This is a genomic window from Sebaldella termitidis ATCC 33386 (assembly GCF_000024405.1).
GTDB classification, from domain to species: Bacteria; Fusobacteriota; Fusobacteriia; order Fusobacteriales; family Leptotrichiaceae; genus Sebaldella; species Sebaldella termitidis.
In genome coordinates, this window is sequence record NC_013517.1 from 3,140,168 (window position 1) to 3,161,672 (window position 21,505).

The 21,505-nt window shown below is 33.4% G+C and carries 24 protein-coding genes; 3 read left to right on the plus strand and 21 right to left on the minus strand.

Features of this window, described 5'->3' with window-relative positions; translation table 11 throughout:
• Nucleotides 1-29 precede the first annotated feature (29 nt).
• The 15 genes from STERM_RS14755 to STERM_RS14825 form a co-directional block, all read right to left on the minus strand.
• Complete coding sequence (locus STERM_RS14755) at nucleotides 30-1,415, minus strand: glycoside hydrolase family 1 protein (protein WP_012862422.1); 1,386 nt, start codon at nucleotides 1,413-1,415, stop codon at nucleotides 30-32.
• A gap of 154 nt (nucleotides 1,416-1,569) precedes the next feature.
• Nucleotides 1,570-2,289 (minus strand): GntR family transcriptional regulator, encoded by a 720-nt coding sequence (locus STERM_RS14760; protein ID WP_012862423.1) that lies wholly within the window; start codon nucleotides 2,287-2,289, stop codon nucleotides 1,570-1,572.
• A gap of 100 nt (nucleotides 2,290-2,389) precedes the next feature.
• Nucleotides 2,390-2,764 carry an MmcQ/YjbR family DNA-binding protein gene (locus STERM_RS14765; protein WP_012862424.1) on the minus strand — a complete coding sequence of 125 codons (375 nt, stop codon included), beginning with the start codon at nucleotides 2,762-2,764 and terminating at the stop codon, nucleotides 2,390-2,392.
• Between the two features lie 172 nt (nucleotides 2,765-2,936).
• Nucleotides 2,937-3,368, minus strand: a complete 432-nt coding sequence (locus STERM_RS21385) for a flavodoxin family protein (RefSeq protein WP_012862425.1) — start codon at nucleotides 3,366-3,368, stop codon at nucleotides 2,937-2,939.
• Between the two features lie 223 nt (nucleotides 3,369-3,591).
• Nucleotides 3,592-4,101 carry a GNAT family N-acetyltransferase gene (locus STERM_RS14775; protein ID WP_012862426.1) on the minus strand — a complete coding sequence of 170 codons (510 nt, stop codon included), beginning with the start codon at nucleotides 4,099-4,101 and terminating at the stop codon, nucleotides 3,592-3,594.
• A gap of 20 nt (nucleotides 4,102-4,121) precedes the next feature.
• Complete coding sequence (locus tag STERM_RS21930; protein WP_012862427.1) at nucleotides 4,122-4,676, minus strand: hypothetical protein; 555 nt, start codon at nucleotides 4,674-4,676, stop codon at nucleotides 4,122-4,124.
• A 592-nt stretch (nucleotides 4,677-5,268) separates the two neighbouring features.
• Nucleotides 5,269-5,364, minus strand: coding sequence for an AAA family ATPase (locus tag STERM_RS22570; protein WP_218564945.1), 96 nt, complete (start codon nucleotides 5,362-5,364; stop codon nucleotides 5,269-5,271).
• 88 nt (nucleotides 5,365-5,452) lie between these two features.
• The gene (locus STERM_RS14790; protein ID WP_012862428.1) at nucleotides 5,453-6,211 is read right to left on the minus strand and encodes a GntR family transcriptional regulator; all 759 of its coding nucleotides are present in this window, start codon (nucleotides 6,209-6,211) and stop codon (nucleotides 5,453-5,455) included.
• A gap of 25 nt (nucleotides 6,212-6,236) precedes the next feature.
• Nucleotides 6,237-7,013 carry a glucose-6-phosphate isomerase family protein gene (locus tag STERM_RS14795; protein ID WP_012862429.1) on the minus strand — a complete coding sequence of 259 codons (777 nt, stop codon included), beginning with the start codon at nucleotides 7,011-7,013 and terminating at the stop codon, nucleotides 6,237-6,239.
• 84 nt (nucleotides 7,014-7,097) lie between these two features.
• The gene (locus STERM_RS14800; RefSeq protein WP_012862430.1) at nucleotides 7,098-7,910 is read right to left on the minus strand and encodes a PTS system mannose/fructose/sorbose family transporter subunit IID; all 813 of its coding nucleotides are present in this window, start codon (nucleotides 7,908-7,910) and stop codon (nucleotides 7,098-7,100) included.
• Nucleotides 7,910-8,764: a PTS mannose/fructose/sorbose/N-acetylgalactosamine transporter subunit IIC gene (locus tag STERM_RS14805; protein WP_211205102.1), complete on the minus strand. Its 855-nt coding sequence runs from the start codon at nucleotides 8,762-8,764 to the stop codon at nucleotides 7,910-7,912. The genes STERM_RS14800 and STERM_RS14805 overlap by 1 nt, the downstream gene beginning before the upstream one ends.
• Nucleotides 8,746-9,231, minus strand: a complete 486-nt coding sequence (locus STERM_RS14810) for a PTS sugar transporter subunit IIB (RefSeq protein WP_012862432.1) — start codon at nucleotides 9,229-9,231, stop codon at nucleotides 8,746-8,748. Before STERM_RS14810 ends, STERM_RS14805 begins: the two co-directional genes overlap by 19 nt.
• A gap of 207 nt (nucleotides 9,232-9,438) precedes the next feature.
• The gene (locus STERM_RS14815; RefSeq protein ID WP_012862433.1) at nucleotides 9,439-9,867 is read right to left on the minus strand and encodes a PTS sugar transporter subunit IIA; all 429 of its coding nucleotides are present in this window, start codon (nucleotides 9,865-9,867) and stop codon (nucleotides 9,439-9,441) included.
• Between the two features lie 146 nt (nucleotides 9,868-10,013).
• Nucleotides 10,014-11,777, minus strand: a complete 1,764-nt coding sequence (locus tag STERM_RS14820; protein WP_012862434.1) for a mannose-6-phosphate isomerase — start codon at nucleotides 11,775-11,777, stop codon at nucleotides 10,014-10,016.
• 15 nt (nucleotides 11,778-11,792) lie between these two features.
• Nucleotides 11,793-12,371, minus strand: a complete 579-nt coding sequence (locus STERM_RS14825) for a glucose-6-phosphate isomerase family protein (protein WP_012862435.1) — start codon at nucleotides 12,369-12,371, stop codon at nucleotides 11,793-11,795.
• Nucleotides 12,372-12,694: 323 nt separating this feature from the next.
• Here STERM_RS14825 and STERM_RS14830 point away from each other — a divergent pair, with 323 nt between their 5' ends.
• Complete coding sequence (locus STERM_RS14830; RefSeq protein ID WP_012862436.1) at nucleotides 12,695-13,699, plus strand: toxin-antitoxin system YwqK family antitoxin; 1,005 nt, start codon at nucleotides 12,695-12,697, stop codon at nucleotides 13,697-13,699.
• A gap of 331 nt (nucleotides 13,700-14,030) precedes the next feature.
• On the opposite strand, the gene STERM_RS14835 is transcribed toward STERM_RS14830, so the two are convergent.
• Entirely contained in the window at nucleotides 14,031-14,228 is a 198-nt protein-coding gene (locus STERM_RS14835) for a cold-shock protein (RefSeq protein WP_012862437.1), read from the minus strand.
• A 255-nt stretch (nucleotides 14,229-14,483) separates the two neighbouring features.
• Between STERM_RS14835 and STERM_RS14840 the strand changes: the two genes are divergently transcribed.
• Together STERM_RS14840 and STERM_RS14845 are read left to right on the plus strand one after the other, a co-directional pair.
• A complete protein-coding gene (locus STERM_RS14840) occupies nucleotides 14,484-15,704 on the plus strand; it encodes an aspartate kinase (protein ID WP_012862438.1) in 1,221 nt (406 codons plus the stop codon).
• A gap of 3 nt (nucleotides 15,705-15,707) precedes the next feature.
• Nucleotides 15,708-16,904 carry a homoserine dehydrogenase gene (locus tag STERM_RS14845; protein ID WP_012862439.1) on the plus strand — a complete coding sequence of 399 codons (1,197 nt, stop codon included), beginning with the start codon at nucleotides 15,708-15,710 and terminating at the stop codon, nucleotides 16,902-16,904.
• A gap of 401 nt (nucleotides 16,905-17,305) precedes the next feature.
• Here STERM_RS14845 and STERM_RS14850 read toward each other — a convergent pair whose 3' ends face one another.
• The 5 genes from STERM_RS14850 to STERM_RS14870 form a co-directional block, all read right to left on the minus strand.
• Entirely contained in the window at nucleotides 17,306-18,274 is a 969-nt protein-coding gene (locus STERM_RS14850; RefSeq protein ID WP_012862440.1) for a BMP family lipoprotein, read from the minus strand.
• Nucleotides 18,275-18,333: 59 nt separating this feature from the next.
• Complete coding sequence (locus STERM_RS14855; protein WP_012862441.1) at nucleotides 18,334-18,507, minus strand: indolepyruvate ferredoxin oxidoreductase subunit alpha; 174 nt, start codon at nucleotides 18,505-18,507, stop codon at nucleotides 18,334-18,336.
• 163 nt (nucleotides 18,508-18,670) lie between these two features.
• Nucleotides 18,671-19,216 carry a cysteine hydrolase family protein gene (locus STERM_RS14860; RefSeq protein ID WP_012862442.1) on the minus strand — a complete coding sequence of 182 codons (546 nt, stop codon included), beginning with the start codon at nucleotides 19,214-19,216 and terminating at the stop codon, nucleotides 18,671-18,673.
• A gap of 19 nt (nucleotides 19,217-19,235) precedes the next feature.
• A complete protein-coding gene (locus STERM_RS21780) occupies nucleotides 19,236-19,979 on the minus strand; it encodes a winged helix-turn-helix transcriptional regulator (RefSeq protein ID WP_012862443.1) in 744 nt (247 codons plus the stop codon).
• 82 nt (nucleotides 19,980-20,061) lie between these two features.
• Nucleotides 20,062-21,165, minus strand: a complete 1,104-nt coding sequence (locus STERM_RS14870) for a hypothetical protein (RefSeq protein ID WP_012862444.1) — start codon at nucleotides 21,163-21,165, stop codon at nucleotides 20,062-20,064.
• Nucleotides 21,166-21,505 lie beyond the last annotated feature (340 nt).

Here is a 21,505-nt window from a genome sequence, read left to right on the forward strand (position 1 = left end):
CTTCCTTTCTTTCTCTATATTTTACTTAATTAAAAACCATTGTTATCTATTACATCCCTAAACCATAAACCGGACTTTTTTACTGTACGCTCCTGTGTTTCATAATCCAGCCTGTAAAAGCCGTATCTGTTTTTATATGCGTTTATCCATGACCAGCAGTCTATGAAAGTCCACATCTGATAACCGAGACAGTTACTTCCTTCCTCTATTCCCTTATGAAGATACTGCAAATGTTCTTTGAGAAAATCAATTCTGTACTGATCCTGTACCATTCCGTCTTTTATAAATTTTTCTTCACCCTCTATACCTATTCCGTTTTCTGAAACAAACCACGGTATATTATTATATTTTTCCTTTATCATCAGTGCTATGTCATAGATTCCTTCAGGATAAATCTCTATTCCTCTTGATCTGTTCATACGTCTGCCGGGCATTTCATAAGAATCAAAGAACCACTCGGGCATAAAAATACCATTTTTATTTATTTCATATTCTTTTGCTTTTACCCTTCTCGGCTTATAGTAATTTATTCCAAGAAGATCTATCTTTGTTTCTTTTATTAAATCAAGATCCCCTTCTTCTGTTTCAGGAACCTGATTATATTCTCTGAGTATCTCTATCAGCTCCTGCGGATATTCCCCCAATAATACAGGCTCATTAATACTTCGTGTATAAAAAAGATCTGCTGCTTCTGCTGCTTTGACATCTTCCGGATTTTCACTTCTCGGATATACCGGAATTACGTCCATTATGATTCCTATCTGTCCGCCCGGCTTCATATTTCTGTAAATTTTTACAGCTTTGCAGTGCGCAATTATTATATTATGAAGTACCTTGGCGGCTCTTTTAAAATCTACCACATAAGGATAGTGTCTGTCATGAAGATACCCCGCTTCTGCAGGTATCATCGGCTCATTAAAAGTAAACCAGTATTTTACCCTGTCACCAAAAAGTTCAAAACATTTTTTTGCGTATTCTGCATAGGCTTCCACTACTTCCCTGTTCTCAAATCCGCCCTTTTCCTGCAGTGCCATGGGCATATCAAAATGATAAAGATTCATAAAGGGTTCTATTCCTTCTTCTATAAGTCCGTCTATGACATTATTATAGAATTTCGCTGCTTTTTCATTAATTTTTCCTGTTCCTTCTGGTATTAGTCTTGACCATGATATAGATGTTCGAAATGAGTTTAGGTGTATGTCTTTCATAAGCTTTATATCTGTCTTATAATTCTTATAAAAAGTAGAAGTCCGCTCGCTTGTAATGCCGTCATAAAATCTGCTGTTAAATTTCCTTGACGAGTAATCCCAGATATTTTCTCCTTTTCCGTCACCGGGCTCTGCCCCTTCTGTCTGTGTCGCACTTGTTGATGCTCCCCACCAGAATTTTTCAGGAAACAAATATTTTTTTTCCATGTCTTCCTCCTGTGCTTGTTTAAAATTATAGTAACACAGTTTTTTTAAAAATACAATACTTTATTTTTAAAAGTACGGTATTTTTAAAAATATATACCATACTTTTATCGGGCAATAAAAAAAGACTATCCTATTCATTAGATAATCTCTTCTTCTACATCTTATTAACTACTGCATAAAAGCTAAAATGCTTGTAGTGAAATCTTAATCTCGAATATTCAAACGGAACACCGGTTGTCAGATAAGCTGTTTTTTCTACTTCTACTATAGGCTCGTTTTTCTCCAGCCCCAGATTACTCTGATCATGCTCATTGGATGGGTAAGCTTTTATCAGCTGGTTGCTCCCCTGTATTTTTTTTCCGAGTTCATCTTCTATATATGTATATATTGAACCTTCCACATCTTCCTGCCTAAGATTAGTAATAACAGATATAGGCATATACATCAGTTCTATTACATGCGGAATTCCGTTAACCTTTCGTACACGCTCTATACAGTATACAAAATCTCCTTTTTTTATCTTCAGTTTATCCGCAGTTTCACGGTCAGAAGGAATAACATTAAACTGAAGGACTTTTGTCTCTACTTCGCCCAAAGATGTAAAATGTTTGGTAAATCCTTTTATATAGTGTCCATAAGTTAACTCCGGAGTTCCCTCTGTGTTTACTGTATTTTTTACAAAAGTTCCTGCTCCTCTTCTTCTGATGATCAGCCCTTCACTTACAAGTATTTCCAGGGCCTTCTTCATAGTCTGCTTATTACACTTGTATTCTTCACACAATTCATATTCGTAAGGAAGCTTCATTCCCTGTTTATATGTTTTATTAAATATTTTTTCCCGAATATCTTTTGAAATAGCCAGATATTTTTTCATTTTTCCCCTTCCGCAGTTATTAAGGTTATATTTTTATTACAGTATTTACAGGTTCTTTTTTTTAATGTACCACATTTTAATTAAAAAATAAAGTTGTTTATTATTTCAAAAATTCCATCTGGTCTTCCAGCTTAGTCAGAAGCATTTCTCTTGTGGCTTTTGGCATTTTTCCCACTACACATTTATAAGAATGTATTATCATTTCCACTATAGCCTTTCTTTTTACATCTGATTCCAAAACCACAGTATTCCAGTGTTTTTTATTTAAATGATAGCCCGGCTTCACTCCCTCATACATTTCACGGTAATCAAGTGCCAGATCAGGATTACATTTCAGAGATATCTCAATTTCATCTAAAATGGCAAACATTTTATCATTTACTTTTATAACACAATTTTCAGGTCCGAAAGGATATGTTTCCTCACTTTCCGGCAGCATTAAACAAATTTTTTTATAAATCTTAAATTTCGACACTATATCTCCTCATTTCTTTTTTATTGATCATTCTTATATCTTTATTTTAAATCTTATTTGAAAATTGTCAATATACTTTTTTTAGAGATTCATAATATCAATAATTATTTTATGTTCAAGTTACAGTAAATGGCTGTACCTGATTGGCACAGCCATTTTGTTATTACTATATTTAATTTTTCTGTTTTCCTGTTATCAATACATGAGCTTCTCTGACATGAACTTTCCCCATCAGCTTATCCATTTCTTTCATAGTTTTTCTGTAGTCCTTCTTCTCATTCTTATGTGTAACTATATACTCTACTTTATTTACTAGCTGCCCGTACTTTTTTATAAATGTTCTTACCGGTGACGGTATTCCCCCGAGCCAGACAGGCGTACATAATATCACCCTGCTGTAAGAAGAAATATCTATTGATACTTCATCTATAGGTGTTGGTGTTTTTAATACAGCCTGAAATGCAGATTTAACAACCCCAAAAAAACCTCTCCTGTTTACCAGATCCTTTATTCCATAAATAGCTGTTTTATTTTCTCCCGCATACTCTTCTGCTACGGTTTTTGTATTTCCCGTACGGGAATAAAAAATAATTATTCTTGACATATGTTTTTACCCCACTGATATTTTTGTGCGGCATCCTGTTTATCTTTAGTTAAGATAGTACTGGATATTTTATCACTCTAATGCAATCGACGTAGATGTATTATACCTACGCCGACTAATAATAACGCTTCTGATGATAAAACAGGCAGTGCCCTCTGACTAATTGTGTACCGAATGCTGCACTAGTTCCTTTTTGAATGTCTGTTAAAATGTATCTTATATTCTATATATTTTTTTCATATCTGTAATCTGCCCACCATTTTCCATTGTAATATGTGAAATCTTTCAGACATGCTATCTGATTATAACCGATTTTTTCATAAAATCTTCTGGCTCTTATGTTAAATTCAAATACTCCAAGCTCAATTTTCCTGTAGCCGTCATCTTTAAGTTTTTCCTCAAATAAAAAATAAGAATCTTTTACTATCTGATTACCGTGATACTTTTTTATAAAGGCTAAGGATATCCATGCAGTACCTTCTTCTTTTTTAACCAGATATTCAAAATCTTTGATTACAGAAAAAGTCCCTATTCTTTCACCTTTATATTTTACAATATATATTTTTTTTGCATTTTGATTTTCATATTCTTTCATTGCTTTGTCATAACTCAAAAACTCCATTTTTCCGTCTTCACTGAAATTTGGATGATAATAATAAATAATTTCAGGATCAGTTTCAAGTTCATAAAGAAACTTAAAATCTTCAATCCCGTTTGCTTCCACTAATTCCATTTTTTCCCCGTTTCTCTTAATTAACCATGATTATGACCGCATCCGCACTCATGTCCTTCCTCTTTACAATCACAGTTTTCATGGTCATGATCGTGGTCATGACCGCATCCGCATCCTTCTCCATGCTCGTGCCCGTGTTCATGCTGGCTGCGTTCGTTCAAAAATCTATCTACATTTCCTTCAATATTTTTTAACAGGAAGTCTAACTTTTCATCACTATATTTAGCCAGTGAGCTGAACGAAGCTTCCATTAAGTATAATGCACTTAATAATTCCATAGATACTTCATTTCCGTTATTATCCGTAAAGATAACATTCCCATAACCGCTTTCATTTGTTACTATTCTGAATGCTGCTATTTCAAATTCAGTTCCAAAGCCTTTTCCTTTTACAGGATAAGAAAGTTTTAGATTTTCTTCCTCATTCCCTTCATTTTTTTCCATTGACCATACTACGCTGAATAATATAAAAAACACAGCATAATTTATTTCTATTGTATTGTGGAAATAATGTAAAAATTCCGATTTTCCCATTAATTCACCGATTTTTTGTTGAAATTCTTTATTTTCAGTCATACTTTTCTCCTTCTATGATTTTTTTTATTTATGTACCATCTGATTTTTTTTAGTATTTTTATATTTCATTATGATATTATACTATGAATTTACGAAAAAATAAAATTTATTTTATTTATGTTAACTAAATCACTTATATAATACCTTTCCTACACTTTTGGAATTGTTATAAAATAATCTTGTTTATTGCGACTTTACTCTCCTGCGAATCTCTTCCGCTGCTTCTTTGGTCGTTTTACTGGATACATCTATTTTATATGTATCCATATTCTTATATAATTCCAGTCTGGAGATACTTTCATTTATCTGTCCCGTTTCTCTCTTTCCTGTTTTTATATCTCAGGCTATTCTCCTTGCCAGTTCAGTTTCATTACATAATAGAGCAAATTTATATAATTCAAAATCTAAATCTCTTATCTCATTCAATATATTTTTAAAAATTTCTTCCTTATGCATTACCTAGCAAAAAATTATATATTGAAAATTTGAATTATTCAAAAAAGATCAGAGCAGAAATATAATATTTTTCAGAACCATTTCAATATTTTCCTCGTTCACTGTAAACGGATTCATATTCCAGCACCTGTCACTGTCAAGATATACTGTTTTCAGTTTCTTTTAAAAGCAGATCACTCACTGTACTCTTCCCCACTTCCATTGTACCATTTATGATTATTAATTTTTTCATCTTTTTATTCCCATTCTTTTGAATAAAACTAAAACTGCTGTATTTAAAAAGCTGCATCAAAAATACTTTGATACAGCCGTATTCATATCTATACTTCCCGTTTCAGACTTATATTATACACAAATCTGTCAGCTCTGTAATACCCTATATTATATTCTATTTTCTGCCCGAACTTGTCATAAACAAGTCTTTTTCTGCATAATACCGGAATTTTATCATTAATATCAAGTATCTCCTTCAGTTCCTCCGTAGGCATCATTGCAGTTACTTCTTCATCAGACACTACTGTAAAAATCCCGTAATTCTTTTCAAGATAATCATAAAGCTTTGTAAAGCTACCGTTTATAAAATCCTCATCTTTATCCAGATTTATTCCAGGATTAAAATAACTCTGAAAGTATATATCTATGCTGTCGTTTATACCGCTTTCCCTGTATAGTACAGGACCGTTATATTCTTTATTCCTGTCAAGACCAAAAATGTCCTTTATCTCATCAGGAAAATCTTCCATTACTATCTTTTTATTTATATGTTTTAATTCAGACCCTTGGGAAAACATTTCATCTGTAAAACTATGCCATGAGTTCAAAGTCGTTTTTACTTTCTTTCTGTCAAGATTAACCTTTGTCCCTCTGCCTTTTTCACGTATAATAAGTCCGCGTAAAACAAGGCTGTCCATAGCCTTTCTTACTGTATGTCTGCTTACATTCAGCCTTTTCATCAGCTCAAGTTCGTTCGGCAGGTAAAAACCCTTACTGTAAGGTTCCTCATTTATAAGCTCAAGCAATATATTCTCTACTTGTTTATAAAGCTTTTCATCAGAATTTTTATCAACTTCTTTTCTCATAAGTGCATTCCCCCTATAAAGTTAGTTAAGGAATGAAATTTTTCCATTCTTTTAGTTTTAGTACCGGATCTGCTACAAACATGAATTTTTCCCTGTCTTTCAAATACTGCTCATAAATGGGTATACCTTTTTCTATGCTGAATTCATTGTAAAGACGAGGTTTTTTTATTTCCAGTTCCTGATTCTTATATAATTCATTTTTTATCCAGTTTATTTTATTATTGTAGTCCAATATCGGAAAAAATGCAAGTCCCTTATGCTCCCTGACTTTATCATAGTCAAATCCGTAATCTCTTACACACCATGCACCAAATACCATATTTTCTTCCGGATCTGCATTTACTGTATAGTGAGCCCAAAACGGCGGAACTATCACCACATCTCCTTCTGATGCTTCCACTGCAAAGCACCTTCCCGGGCTGTCCTCTGCGGTTTCCTGCATATAGATAACTGCCTTCCCCTGCCATATTTCATAAACTTCCGGAGTTGACATCCCGCACGATGCTGATATGCTGTGTATATGCCCCTGACTTCTTACCGGTTCTTCCCCCAGTCTTCCCTTGGAATATATTACAGCGCCGTATAAAAGATTTCTTTTTATAAGATCTGCTTTATCAGCTTCATTCCCTACATCCATAGCTATGGAATAGACTATTTCAGGACCGTCTGTATCAGGGTTTTTCAGACTTTTTCTTATGGAATCAATATCTCTGTTTTCTACCTCCGGTCCGAAAACACCCGGCTCATAAATAAATCCAAGCGGATTTTCTTTGATTTTTATATTAAATCCCGGCCAAATCATATTTCCTCCCGATATTTTTTATAAATAAATATTTTATTCTCTATAATTTATACCTTATTTTATTATTTTTTTCCATTCACACTGTTAAAATATTCCTAATAAAACTCCGACTATTGCTATTATCAGCAATACAAGCATTACTTTTACCGCGCTTAATTTTTTCTTTGTCATCAGATAATAAGTAAATAAAACTATTAATAATGGTATCAGCTTAGGAAAAATTCCATCCAGAATACTTTGCACGTTTATATCCACACTGCCGTTTTTATATCCAAGTTTTGTAACTACGTTCATATAACTTGCAGCTATACCGCCTGTTACGAATACTCCCAGTATAGCAAATGCCTCTTTCATTTTTTCCGCTCTTTCATCTATTAAAAGGTTCACTGCATCGGTTCCTAATTTATACCCTTTCATAAATAAGAAATATGAGCCTGTTATTATCAGCAGATTATATACTACTATGTAGAAAACCGGACCCAGAATATTTCCCCCTTGTGCCAGCCCCATTCCAATACTCAGCAGTATAGGAATCAGCATTCCCGGAATCATAGAATCCCCTATTCCGGCTACAGGTCCCATCATTCCGACCTTTATACCATTTATTACCTCTTCGTCTATTGCTTCTCCGTTTGCTCTTTTTTCCTCAAGTCCCACCACAATACCGTTGACTATTGCCCCCAGCTGCGGCTCGGTATTATAAAACGTTGATTGTCTTGCCAGTGCTTCCTTTACTTCTTTTTCATCACCGCCGTAAAGCTCTTCTATAACAGGAAGCATAGAATGGCAGAACCCGAAAGATTCCAGTCTTTCATAACTCATCGAGGATAAATTAAACATCATCCAGTCTCTCCAGCTTTTTACAAGCGTTTTTTTACTTAATTTTTTTTCTGTCATTAGAATTCATCCTCCTCATCGTCATTTTGTGTTCCGTTATTATTTCCTCCCTGTACAGCTGACGGTCTATAGTTGAAATGTATCAATGCGAGCAATACTCCTATCATTGCCAATGCTATCATATTCAGATTCAGGAATATGATTCCTATGAATCCTACCAAGAAATAAACCAGCAGATCGTTTCTCTTTACTATCTGCTTTAGAAGAATTGCTATTCCCACTGCCGGAAGCATTCCGCCGAGTACAGTCATCATTGTTATTACTTTATCCGGAATATGATCCAGTATTGTCTGTATATACTGCCCGCCAAGATAAACAGCTATAAACGACGGTATAAATCTCATAAGAAAAGTCGTGATCTGAGGATATAATCCGTTTGCCAGCCTTACTCCCCTTATGTCCCCGGCCTGCACCGCTTTATCTGCCTTATTATTCCAGTATGAATTTAGTACCATCATAAAATTAAATATTACTGTTCCTAATATTCCTATTGTTGCAGCAAGGGTCACAGCTACCTGCGGATCCTTTCCGGACATAATTCCAAGGGCTATTGCCGGATAAGCCACAAAATTCAGATCAGAAGGCATTGTTCCGCCCGGAGTTACGAGTGCTATATATACAGCCTGCACTGCCACTCCTACTATTATTCCCGTTTTTACATCTCCCAGAATCATTCCTACGATTAATCCTGATACCAAAGGTCTTGATAATGTATACCATCCTCCTGTAAGACCAAATGCCCAAGGTACGCTCAGCGCCCCCAGATAACAAAATATTCCGATTAAAACTGCCTGTATAAACATATTCTTATCATTCCCTCCATAAAAATATTTTTCTATTTCACTTCTTCCCAATAATATGCTTTTTTATCAGGTATTAATTTAAACTCTACCTTATATCTTTGCGCGAGATAATCAAATGCTTCCTCTTCTTCCTTAGTTACTGCCGCATTGGGTCCTATTGTTCTGGCTCCGTCTTTTAGATGCATAGGACCTACATTAATCTTATTATTATTATCATTTCTCAGATCTGCACCGCCTTCTGTAAGTTTTTGAAAAACTACCGGTGTTTTTGCAATAATAAAATACTTTTTGTTGCTTTCTATAATTTTAGGGAGTTTTTCCAAAGCTGTTTTTATATCAAAAATCCATACTTTTACTCCGCTTGGTGCTGCTCCTTTGAATACATTGCTCAAAACAGGGTCTTGAGCTATCTTATCATCCACAGCTATTATCCCGTCACAGGGAAATTCTTTTGACCATGCTGTAACTATCTGTCCGTGTATTACTCTGTCATCCACTCTTACAAATGATATTGCCATTTTTCCTCCTAAGTTGTGTAAAATATATTAAAAAAATTTGTGTATTTCATTCTGAAAATGCCTGTATCTGTACCTTTCTCTGTTTGACTGTCATCTAAGACTTTTCAATAAGATGAAGTACCGATATTTTCTTCGTCTTACATTGACTATTCAATACTGATTCTGCTTATATCTCCAATAATTATATTAATTATAAAAAACATATAACTAAAATTCATCATCTTCTTCCAAAACTGCTCCTGCTTTTTTTATGCTTTCTCTAGCAGTATTCATTATATTTTCTGCTGCACCGGCAGCATTTAGTCCCGACTCGGAGCTTTCCAGCGCTTCCAGCAGCATGGGAAAATTCACGCCGCTTATTACTTCTGTTTCTGTCTTAAACTCAGGATCATAAAAATAAGTACAGGCTGTATTATAAGGAGTTCCTCCTTCCAGATCAGTAAGAACCACAAGTCCGGAAATATCTCGGAACCCATTTACCAGCTCATGAAATTCTTTTTTAAAAGTATCGGCATCAGAATCTCTGCGGAGTGATATAATTTTTATATTCTCAGGCAGATCTCCTGCTACCATCGAATATGTGTCCCTTAATCCATAAACAAGATCTCCGTGACTTGCCAGTATTATTCCCAGCATTTTTCTCCTTTCCGACAGCCCGGCATTTCTGTATTTCTTTGCGGGTGCTATATCTCATTCATCATTAGCCCGGTAATGCTGAATATTTTAATGAGATATAACACCAGACTGTCTTTTATCCATTAATTTTTTATTGTTTAGATTTTTTATACTCTGACAAAGGCTTTAATTGTAGCTATTTCTTTCCCTGCCGAATTTCCATAAGGTCTTATTGTATATTCTCCCACATTTGCAGGTATTATAAATGTTTCGGCATAATGTACAATATATGGTTCAAATTTATTTTCGGGAGATTCTATTATCGCTTCTTCACCCTCTACAAGATTCAGCATATTTACCAAACCATACGTATTATGTAATACTTTTTTACTAAACCAGTGTCTTCTTGTTTCTATGAATTCTCTTTCATGAAGCCCTGTTCTTTCCTCTCGGAAGCCGTCTCCTTCGTCTATTTTTTCTATTCTGTTTATAAGATTTTCTTCTACCCATTCAGTGTTTCTGTTATATTGTATATTTTCCTTTCCGTGCTCTATATGTATTGGTCTCGGAAGCCCGTCAAGTCCGACTCTTCCCCAGTCCCACAGTTTAAATGTAAATATGTACGGTGTTGCGCTTATTTCAAGAATCATGGCATTTTTACCTGAGCAGTGTATTGTTCCTGCCGGTATCAGAAAGTGGTCATGTTTTTTTGCAGGAAATTTGTTTATATACTTTTCATCCGGAAAAGCTCCCTCTCCTCTTTGTGCCTTTCTGAATTCTTCTATCAGTTCATCGGGATTCACTCCGGTTTTAGTACCGAGATATACACTTCCGTCATCTCCGCTGTCCAGCATATAATAGCTTTCATCCTGTGTATAATGCATTCCGAATTTTGACTGTATATATTCAGTAAGCGGGTGAACCTGAAGACTGAGATTTCCTCCGCCCATGGTATCCAAAAAATCAAATCTTATAGGGAATTCCGTTCCGAATCTGGCATGTACCTTATCCCCTAATAATTCTACAGGCTTATAAAATACAAGATCTATTGAAGGTATTTCTACTACTATATCCCCGTATTTTAATTTCAGTGAATTTTCCTCAGGTACACCGTCAAAACACCATGCATACTGTTCCTGATTTTTATCCAGTCCGCAGACTTCCTTCATCCACTGACCGCCCCAAACACCCGGATCAAAGAATGGCACAAGCCTGAACGGCTGGTTTACGGCCTGTGTGAGAGCGGCTCTGAATGCATCGCCCTTTACCATTTTAGGATCATTTTTTATATTTGTATCAAGAAGATAATCCAGTTTTTGAAATAATCCTTTTTTATGTCTGTCCAGTACTCTCCATTCTATAAAAAATGCTCTTTTATATTTTTTCAGCACATCTTCATCAAAATTCCCTGCTCCCCAGTTATCCAGTTCTTTTCTTCGGAATCTCTGCTGTATCTCCCATCTTGCCATATCCGCATATACGAGAATATCTCCTTCGATCAGACCGGCACCAATACCGTATACCACTACCAATCCTTCCGAAATTTCATTTATTTCTTTTTTCAGTTCTTCTATTTTTTTCATATCAAAGAATTCTTCTATTGTTCTTACGCTCAATACTCCAAATACCCTGTCTTCTGTTATCTCTCTCTTTAATTCGTCAGAAAGATATTCTTCCGAAAGTTTATAATCTGCTATATTTATAAGCTTAACAGCTCCTGTTTTGCTGACAAGATTCTCATACACTTCCTTTTCATCTACTCCGTGATAATAATCCAATACCATAACTGTCTTTTTCTTATTTAAGCTGTCTTTTTTGCTCTTTAATTCCTCTAAAATATTTTCATATGACTGAAAAGCTTCCTTTTCCATGCCTTTCATTTCTATAACGGGATTTTTTTCATAATTTCTTTTTTGCTCTGGTAAATTCATTTAAATTCCTCCTAATCAATTATCTGTCTGGTTATCAGTAATTTTACTAATTGAATATCCGTCATTACTTCTAAAAATTCTTACAGGAAATCCTTTTTCCTGTATTTCTCCATAATTATGTCCGGCATCTGACGGCCAGCACGCTCCTACCACTAGAGGCTCATCCGAAATATTTACAAGTCTGTGTGCTGTATTTTCCGGTATATAATGCAGAGAATTTTTTTCCACTGTTATCACACTGCACTCTCCGTCAATATTTTTTAGTATTAAAAGTCCTCTTCCTTTTATTCCCCAATAATATTCTGTATGAGACATTTTTTCATGATAATGTCCTTTTGTCATATTAAACTCTCCGTTTACCTCTCCGGGGAATATTTTCGTAACTCCGAAATTTAATTCGCCTGCTTTTCCTTCATTTATATAACCTGTTACTTCATACATTATTTTTTCGTCATCTATGCTTTCATCCTCAGGCTTTAGAAAAACAGATTTCAGATCTTTAAATTTTTTCTTGGAAATAATCAGATTTTGTTTATCAGTATCCGAAAATTCCCCATTTTCAAAATTAAAATAAAGATTTGATTTTATTTCCATATATCCTCTCCTTCGCTGACATTATCTTTTTTAAATGTACGTATGTATATGTCCGTACATTTATTTTGATTTTATTATACCTCTTTTTTTTATTTTGTCAATATTTTTTTGAAGATAATTTTTTTAAAGCTGTATTTTAAAAAATCATACAATCAGTATCACAGGCTGTTTTCTTTTAATCTGATATTTTCCTGTATGCTGTACTACCGCTTCTCAATCCACCATATCAAAAATTTTTCGCAGATATAAAACTGTATACAATAATGTTTTATAATATTAAAAATATATGCTAAAATATGGTATCAAAAGAAACGGAGGTTCAAATGAAAAAGTTTATATTAGCATGCTTATTTCTGGTTTCTGCTTTTAGTTTTTCACTTGAGAAATCAGGGATAAAAGAATACGACAGCCTTGATATTTCCAAAGGAAAAATCATTGCTTATTATAATACTAAAAAACAGATTGTCGAAGAGCCGGCTGCGATGTTTTACAGAAAAGATTACGGAAAAAAGGGAAATTATCATCTGGTGGCAGACTTTTACGCAGATACAGATACTCCTGAAAAAATTTTTATGCTGCGTGATCTCGATGATGAGGACAGCATAAACGGAAAACTTGCATATTATAACAAGAATGAGACTATTTCATATGTAGCAGATATGAAAAATGGAAGAATTGACGGTCAGAAAACAACTTTTGAAAAAGGAAAAGTAGCGGCTGTTGTTAATTTTTCCAATAATCTTGCCAACGGAAAAGGAACATTATACTATAAAGAAAAAAAATATGCAGAAGCAAACTATGCTTACGGATTTGCAGACGGTGATTTTACACTGTTTTATCCGGACGGATCAAAAGTATTGACTCTTACTTATAAAGACAATGATGTAATAAAAAGCCAGAATTTTAACTACAAACTACAGAAGTCAGGAATAGATGAATTTGATTCCCTTGATTTTTCAAAAGGTGAAATAGTTTACTATTACAATTCTGATGGTAATATCATATCAAAAGATTCAAAAGATGCTGTTTATTTTAGAAAACTTATGTCAAAAGAAGGAAACGAATACTTTGTAGTAGACTTTTTTCTTGAAACGGGAAATGTTCAGGGGATCGGGAAAGGATATAATCTGAAAGATTTTCAGGGTCATACTCTAAACGGACCTGTTGTCACATATTATGATAATGGAATTCTAAAATCAAAAGCTTCTTATAAAAATAAAAAACTTGACGGTGAGTCAACTTTATATGATTATTTTGGAAACATTGTAAGAACAGACATATATAAAGACGGAGTCATTCAAAGTGCCCGTTTCTTTGAAACAAATTAATCATTTTATCAATGTTAATTTTAATTATCCAAAGCCGGAAAAGGCTTAATTCAAAAAATTTTTTCAATAATACAAGAAATCAAAAAAGACGGTCTTTTTAAATAAAAAGTACCGTCTTTTATCATTATTCTTTTTTATCATTCTTTATTTTTTTAAATATTATAAAAATATTTTCATTTGTAAATATAAAAAAATTATTATTATATATATGTATTAAAAACAAATAATTAATTAAATCATTTTCTAAACTATCCCAAAAACTATGATAATTCCTGAATTTTAAATATCATATAAAAAATAAAAAGCGACTTAAAGTCGCTTTTTTTCGGGTTTATCTAGCTACAACATTAGTAGCTTGAGGTCCTTTTGGTCCCTCTTCTACTTCAAATATTACTTCTTCACCTTCGTTAACAGATTTAAATCCGTCTTTTTCGATTTTTGAAAAATGTAAGAAATAATCATTCCCGTCTTCTCCAGAAATAAACCCAAACCCTTTTTTGTCGTTAAACCATTTTACTTTACCTTGCAAAGAAACTACCTCCTAAAATTATTACACCTTAAACATATTACCACTCAAATACATATTTTTTAAGTAATGCTTTTGGCAATATTATTATAACATATTTTTAAAAAAATGAAAGCCTTTTTTATTTTTTTTTATCATTTTCTTCTCAATACTATATGATATATATTGTTCTATAAGAAATATATTAGTATTAGTTATTGAAAATAATTCCAAAATAGGTTATTATATTCTATATATTATATTGTCTTAGGAGGTTTTATGGCACTTATTATTCAAAAATACGGAGGTACTTCTGTTGCCAATACAGAAAGAGTAAAAGAAGTCGCAAAAAAAGTAGTAAAATATAAAAAGGAAGGTCACGATGTTGTAGTTGTCGTTTCTGCACCTGCGGGAATGACCGACAGTCTTGTTAAAAATGCTTATGAGATAACCAATAACCCTAACAAGCGTGAACTTGACATGTTATTAACTACGGGAGAACAGATCTCTGTTGCTTTACTTTCTATGGCTGTATATGAGTTAGGTGAAAAAGCAATATCTTTTAATGCTTTTCAGATAGATTTCAGAACAACTTCCGATCATACAAAAGCAGAAATACTAAATATTGATACTAAAAAAATCAAAGAAAAGCTAACAGCAGGAAATGTAGTAGTTATTGCCGGTTTTCAGGGAGTAGATGAAAATTTTGATATTACCACACTTGGAAGAGGCGGCTCTGATACCACTGCTGTGGCATTGGGAGCAGTACTAAATGCTGATGAAGTAGAAATATACACTGATGTTGACGGAGTATACACCGCTGATCCGCGGGTAGTGGACAATCCAAAAAAATTAAAAGAAATATCATATCAGGAAATGCTTGAAATGGCTTCTTCCGGAGCAAAGGTTCTTCACCCGCGTTCTGTGGAGATAGCTGCAAAATATAATATTAATATTCACCTGCGTTCATCATTTGAGGATATTCCAGGTACTATAGTAAAAAAAGGAGATGAAATAATGGAAAAGGCACAAGTAGTAGGAGTAACTTCTTCTAAAAATGAAGGAAAAATAACACTGTTCGGACTGCCGGATAAGCCGGGAACAGCTTCAAAAGTTTTCAGCACTCTGGCAAAGGCAAAAATCAATCCTGACATTATTCTGCAAAGTTCAAGTATAAATAAAGATCTTAACAATATATCATTTACTGTAAAAACTACTGATCTCAAAGAGGCTGTTAAAATAACAGAAACTTTAAAAGAGGAGCTTGGTGCTGCCGGACTGGCCTATCAGGATAATATAGCTAAAGTATCTGTAATCGGTGTAGGTCTCAGAACGCACTATGAGACAGTTTCAGCTATATTTGATACACTTGCCGAGAACCAGATTAATATAGATATGATATCTGCTTCTGAAATAAATGTTTCATGTATTATCGAAGAGAAAGACATTGATAAAGCCGTCAAGGCTCTTCATGCTAAATTTATCGATCTGGGGGAATAATAAATGAAAATAGGAATAATCGGGCTTGGTACTGTAGGTGAAGGTGTACTGAAAATACTGGCTCTGGAAAATAAAAATATAAAACTAAAATCAGGTGCAGACCTTGAAGTGAAATACGCCTGTGACTTAAATATTGACAGAGAATTTTCATTTGATTTTGATAAGGCTATACTTACTCAGGATTATAAAAAAATACTCTCAGATCCCGAAATTGACATCGTAGTGGAATTGATCGGCGGAGAGACTATAGCAAAAAATATAATAATGGAGGCTCTTAATAATAAAAAACATGTTATTACTGCTAATAAAGCTCTGGTTGCCAAATATGGGCCGGAAATAATTTCTGCGGCAAAAGATAACTGTTCTTTATTCTTATATGAAGCTGCTGTCGGCGGCGGTATTCCTATTATCACACCTATGATAGAAAATCTGATTGCCAATCAGATAACTGAAATACGAGGAATTATGAATGGTACCTCTAATTATATACTTACAAAAATGAAAGAAGATAAGCTTGATTTCGAGGAGGCTCTTCATCTTGCCGCTGAAATGGGATATGCAGAAGCTGATCCTTCATACGATGTGGACGGTATAGATGCCGGTCATAAAATTGCTATTCTTTCTTCACTTGCCTATGGAGGGTATATTAACTTTAGCGAGGTTTATCTTCAGGGAATAAGGGATATCTCTCTTGTGGATATATTTGAAGCTGAAAAGCTTGGTTTTTCAATAAAGCTTATTGCCAGCTCAAAAATAAACGAAGATAAGCTGGTGGAAATTTCCGCAGAACCGATTCTACTAAAAAATGAGAAGCTTCTGTCCAATGTAAATGATGTTTATAATGCCATTGAGGTAACAGGAAGCTATACAGGGAAAACTCTTTTTTACGGAAAAGGAGCGGGTATGGAGCCTACTGCATCTGCAGTAATTTCGGACATAGTAAAAATCGCAACTGATTCTGTTATTAATTCAAACTTTTTCTTTGATACAAAAAGTCATCTGGAAACTGTGGATACTAACAAACTAAAGCATGAATTCTATATAAGAACTTCAAAAGATTTTGATCTGGAGGCATCTGCACTGGAACTTTATGAAGAAATAGACAATTATTACATTATAATTGCAGAAAATATTTCAAGAAATGAATTAGATGAAACTTTTGCCAATGTCAAAGAGAAGCTTATCATAAAAATAATATAATTTGATATAAAAAAGAGCAGTTTTTTATTTTTGAAACTGCTCTTATATATTTTACTCTTTATTTTCCCGTTTTAAGATATATATTATATATTTTTCTCTCTTACCTGTATTTTTTAGATATTTTATTCTCATGCTTTTTCTGACATATAAAATATTTATCTCTTGATTTCTTATTAATTATTTTACTGTAATAATGTTTGCCGGATTGTATATCTGCTCTGTCATATGACAAATATTTCTGTAAGAAAATACAGAAATTCCAAATAAAAACGTGTAGAATCATAATAATTTTTTCAATATTCTTCTTCTTATATTTTTTGCGTATTATAACATAAAATTATTATTAATAAAATAATGAGGGCTTTAGTATAACTGCCTGCTTATTTTTATTCAAAAAAATATTATCCGGAAAAATCTGTTTTTATTACTCCAGACTTTAATAAATCTGTAATTTCTTTTATTATTTTGAGTTTTTTTATACCGATTTTCTCTTCAGCTTTTATTACAATACCTATTCCTTCTTCTTTCGCTCCGTATATATAAGTTTTATTTTCCAAGGTATTATCAGTGAGTTTTTTTATAATATCATAAACAGCTACATCTATATTTTTTACTGCCGAAGCAATCACTACTTCTTCATTCTGCCAATCACTATATGAATCCACTTCTATTACATATTTTCCATATTTTTTAGCAGAGCTCACAATTCCTCTATTGCTGGCACCGGCCGCATGATAAAAAACATCTGTATTTTCCCTGATGAGTTCATTGGTTATCTGTTCTGCTTTTTTCGGATCATTAAAGGAATTATATCCTCCTATGTAGGACACTAAAACTTCTACATCAGGCTTTACATACTTCGCACCCTGTTCAAATCCGGCTTTGTATCTGGCAATTAATGGGGCCTCTGTTCCGCCGATAAATGCCACTTTATCTGTTTTAGTCATTAATGCGGCAACAGCTCCGGCAAGAAAAGATTCCTCCTCCACATTAAATGTTATGGAAGTTATATTCTTAGAATCAAAAACAATTTCATCAACAATTGCATATTTTTGATTTGGATATTCCTTTGCTGCTTTCTCAAGAGAACTCTTTGATAAAAATCCAACAGTGATGATCAGATCATAACTTTTCGAATCACTGTACGTCATGAGTTGCCTCTCAGTCTCCTTGACAGGATCTATTGGCTCATAGTAATCAAAATCTATGCCAAGATCAAATTTAGCCTTATTCAGAGCTTTATGGGCAAGATCATTATATCCTTCATCTCCCAGACCCCCTGCACTGTAAATTATCGCTACTTTGTTTTCTGAAATTGCTAAAAACTCCGTACAAAAAAATAAAAATACCAGCAAAAGTATTTTTCTCATAGATTCCTCCTTAGATTAAAAAAAAGATCCCAGCCGAATCTGAAATCTTTACTTATTTATTATTCACCTGATATTGCTTCTACCGGACATACCCCTTCGCATGCTCCGCAATCAATACAAGTTGCTCCATCTATTGCATATTTTCCATCTGCTTCAGCTATTGCTTCTACTGGACATACTCCTTCACATGCTCCGCAAGCTATACAAGTTTCTTTGTTTATTGAATAAGCCATACTGTTTCCTCCTAAATATATTTGAATTTATTTTATATCACAACATTAAAGTATCATTTTTTGTTTCTTATGTCAATGAAAAATATTCGTTTGAAAGTCTTAATTTATAATGCTTCGAGGATATTTTAGTTTGATAATAAAACTAATTCATGACTTTTTCATATTAATTTTTCAAATACTCTGCACAGCTTAAAATCTCTGCATAATAGTACCCTAATGCTGTCATAAAAGAACTTTGAATATCTTCTGCTGTAACAATATTTCCCTCAAAGATAAAATCTCTTGTTGCACATGTATCTTTTATTACCACACATTTATATCCTAGGTCTCTGGCAGCTCTCGTAGTGGAGTCTACACACATATGTGTCATCATTCCAGTTATAACCAGATTTTCTATATTTTTTTCTTTTAGATATTCGTCCAGTTCTGTATTAAAAAAACTGTTCGGATAGTTTTTTACTACTATTTTTTCAGAAGCTAGCGGCATTATTGCCTCATGAATCTCAGATCCGTAAGTATCTTTCAGAAAAAATCCTGCTTCCTCTCTTATTGCGATATGCTTTATAAAGATAATTTCCTTTTTTTCATTTCGGAATTTTGCAAGCAATCTTTTTATGTTTTCTAAAGCTTTCAGAGGATTTTTCAGTTCCATTTTCCCGTTTTCAAAGTAATCATTCTGTACATCAATTATTAATAGTGCTTCTTTCATGGCTTTCTCCCGGTATTCTCTAAATTTCAAAACTCACAGATGAAAAATTTTCATAAAGCCTTCCGGATTTTGCAGTAAAACGTAAAACACAGTAATCTTCATCATCTACTCCTTTTTTATAGTAAAGAGTATCTCCGTCCCGCCATATACGCTTTTTTGTATCACTGTCCGTTAGTACCTCCATATTTCCTTCAAGCAGAACGCCTATAAATAATCTGTCATTATAGAAATACAGACTGGCTCTGGGATTTTCTCTATACTGCCCTACCCGCATTGAGGAGGTATTCGTAGTAAAAAATATTTCCTTCAAACCATTTATTTCCCGTGGTGCAAGCATTGCCTTTATATCAGGAAATCCGTCGCTGCTTACTGATCCTATGATTGACACACTGCTTTTTTTTATTAGTTCCAGAGATTTTAATTTTATTTCTTCTTCCATACTGCTGCCTCCTTGTTTTATAAACTCTTTTCCGAATTCCTGCAGGGCTTCCAGTGTGGGAAGTAATTTCTCGCCTAATTCCGTGAGATAGTAATCTGTCCTCAAAGGATAGGTATTATAATCCTTCTTAGCAATTATACCTGCATCTATCAGCTCATTCAGATGCTGCAGCAGCATTTTTTCATTTATATTTTTTATTTTTCTTAAATCCTTGAGCCTTTTTGTCCCGCTGCTCAGTTCCCACAAAATTATCGTCTTCCATTTGGCAGATATCAGATCAGTTGCCAATTCCAGAGGACATGTGAATTCTTCCCTGAGTTTCATATTTCACCTGCCTGTGTTTTGATATTTATATTTTATTACATAAGTATAAAAAGAGCAATAACCCACTTTTTTGTTAGTATAATCACGATACCATTCCGCTTATGCTGACAATTTTTCTTATTTCAGATCCTACTTTAAAATCTTTATAAAACAGCTCTGGAAATTCCTTTCCAATTTCAAGCTTCTCAAGTATTATCCCAAATAAATCATAATCATAAATAATTATATCAATATATGATTTATACAATCCTGTAGCAGCGCCGAAAATCTCGAATATATCCCCGTATTCCGGCAATTCTGCAAGTATACTCTCCAGCTTATCCCTTAACGGTATTTTTTCTTCATTGGGAACTTCACTGTTATCATAAAAAAGCATACCGTAAATACCGCCCTGTCCGCTCATAAAGTTATATTCATTATTTTCTTCTGCATATTCTTCCACGACTGACATATTTGAACTAAAGCCCACTACTATATCATTTCTTACTGCTCTCAGATCCTCTATATTTTCTATGTCACATCTGTAAGTATTATATCTGTCGAGTATTTTAGGGTTCTTTATCCATGAGTTCTCTTCTGATATTTCATCCATTTTTATGCTGAATTCACGTAGTGTAAGTGTTTCCTCAGGACTTGACTCTATATCCTCTATTTTTATCATTCCCAGATAAGACTCGACTATCCCCTCACCCAAGAGTGCATCCATAATATTATAAATAACGTTATACATCTCATTTTCTTCAAAAACTTTTTTCTGTCCGAAAAATTTTGGACAAAGAACTAGAATATCTACTCTTTTTCTTTCTGCATCAATATTTTTTATCAAAACACTGAAATCTTCCTCATAAAAATTTTCATCATTTATCAGGAGACGCATATTTTTTATACCCATTGCCGGTTTCATATCATAAAAATTCCATTTTTTCTTTAATTCCACAGGCATTTTTCTCTTAAAATAATCTGCAATAAAATATCTGCTCTTTAGACCTGCAGGATTAAAAATCAATTCATACTTATTTTCTGTGGATGATTTTCCCATCATAAACGGCATATCTATTTCAAACATACTGTCAATGTCCGAAAATCTTTCCATTATTTTATTTTCATCCATTAAGCTTCTTATTTCACTCTCTTTTTCAGAAAAAAGTTTCCAAAAATCTTCAGTTCTCTCCTTTAGACTCTTCATTTGCTCACCTCTCAATTTCATTTATCAGATTATACCATAAAATTTCTAATTTAAATTCCAAAATAAAACTTTAGTTGTAAAAATATCTCTAATATGAAAAAAAAGACCTCTAATAGGTCTTTTAAAGGAGTTTTATGAAGAAAAAATTATTATTTCTTTGTTATGTATTTAGTATAATGTATTTCGCTTAGTCATAACTTTTTTTTATCTTAGCTCTTCATTTGTTCGTACAATAATGTCCTATCTCTTGTTTTTCTTGTTCAAATTTCATAATTACTGTTTTTATCAGCTAAAATAATTTGATTTTAATTAAAAATAATAGTATAAATGAAGTATAAAA

Excerpts from the sequence above, each read along its gene's own strand:
- STERM_RS14800 (WP_012862430.1), bottom strand. The coding sequence starts at position 7,910 with ATGACAGAAAAAAAATTAAGTAAAAAAACGCTTGTAAAAAGCTGGAGA.
- STERM_RS14815 (WP_012862433.1), bottom strand. The coding sequence starts at position 9,867 with ATGCTGGGAATAATACTGGCAAGTCACGGAGATCTTGTTTATGGATTA.
- STERM_RS14830 (WP_012862436.1), top strand. The coding sequence starts at position 12,695 with ATGAAAAAGTTTATATTAGCATGCTTATTTCTGGTTTCTGCTTTTAGT.
- STERM_RS14860 (WP_012862442.1), bottom strand. The coding sequence starts at position 19,216 with ATGAAAGAAGCACTATTAATAATTGATGTACAGAATGATTACTTTGAA.
- STERM_RS21385 (WP_012862425.1), bottom strand. The coding sequence starts at position 3,368 with ATGTCAAGAATAATTATTTTTTATTCCCGTACGGGAAATACAAAAACC.
- STERM_RS14845 (WP_012862439.1), top strand. The coding sequence starts at position 15,708 with ATGAAAATAGGAATAATCGGGCTTGGTACTGTAGGTGAAGGTGTACTG.
- STERM_RS14775 (WP_012862426.1), bottom strand. The coding sequence starts at position 4,101 with ATGGAATTAGTGGAAGCAAACGGGATTGAAGATTTTAAGTTTCTTTAT.
- STERM_RS21930 (WP_012862427.1), bottom strand. The coding sequence starts at position 4,676 with ATGACTGAAAATAAAGAATTTCAACAAAAAATCGGTGAATTAATGGGA.
- STERM_RS14855 (WP_012862441.1), bottom strand. The coding sequence starts at position 18,507 with ATGGCTTATTCAATAAACAAAGAAACTTGTATAGCTTGCGGAGCATGT.
- STERM_RS14850 (WP_012862440.1), bottom strand. The coding sequence starts at position 18,274 with ATGAGAAAAATACTTTTGCTGGTATTTTTATTTTTTTGTACGGAGTTT.
- STERM_RS14790 (WP_012862428.1), bottom strand. The coding sequence starts at position 6,211 with ATGAGAAAAGAAGTTGATAAAAATTCTGATGAAAAGCTTTATAAACAA.
- STERM_RS14810 (WP_012862432.1), bottom strand. The coding sequence starts at position 9,231 with ATGGCAATATCATTTGTAAGAGTGGATGACAGAGTAATACACGGACAG.
- STERM_RS14760 (WP_012862423.1), bottom strand. The coding sequence starts at position 2,289 with ATGAAAAAATATCTGGCTATTTCAAAAGATATTCGGGAAAAAATATTT.
- STERM_RS14840 (WP_012862438.1), top strand. The coding sequence starts at position 14,484 with ATGGCACTTATTATTCAAAAATACGGAGGTACTTCTGTTGCCAATACA.
- STERM_RS22570 (WP_218564945.1), bottom strand. The coding sequence starts at position 5,364 with ATGAAAAAATTAATAATCATAAATGGTACAATGGAAGTGGGGAAGAGT.
- STERM_RS14795 (WP_012862429.1), bottom strand. The coding sequence starts at position 7,013 with ATGATTTGGCCGGGATTTAATATAAAAATCAAAGAAAATCCGCTTGGA.
- STERM_RS14820 (WP_012862434.1), bottom strand. The coding sequence starts at position 11,777 with ATGAATTTACCAGAGCAAAAAAGAAATTATGAAAAAAATCCCGTTATA.
- STERM_RS14755 (WP_012862422.1), bottom strand. The coding sequence starts at position 1,415 with ATGGAAAAAAAATATTTGTTTCCTGAAAAATTCTGGTGGGGAGCATCA.
- STERM_RS14825 (WP_012862435.1), bottom strand. The coding sequence starts at position 12,371 with ATGGAAATAAAATCAAATCTTTATTTTAATTTTGAAAATGGGGAATTT.
- STERM_RS14870 (WP_012862444.1), bottom strand. The coding sequence starts at position 21,165 with ATGAAGAGTCTAAAGGAGAGAACTGAAGATTTTTGGAAACTTTTTTCT.
- STERM_RS21780 (WP_012862443.1), bottom strand. The coding sequence starts at position 19,979 with ATGAAACTCAGGGAAGAATTCACATGTCCTCTGGAATTGGCAACTGAT.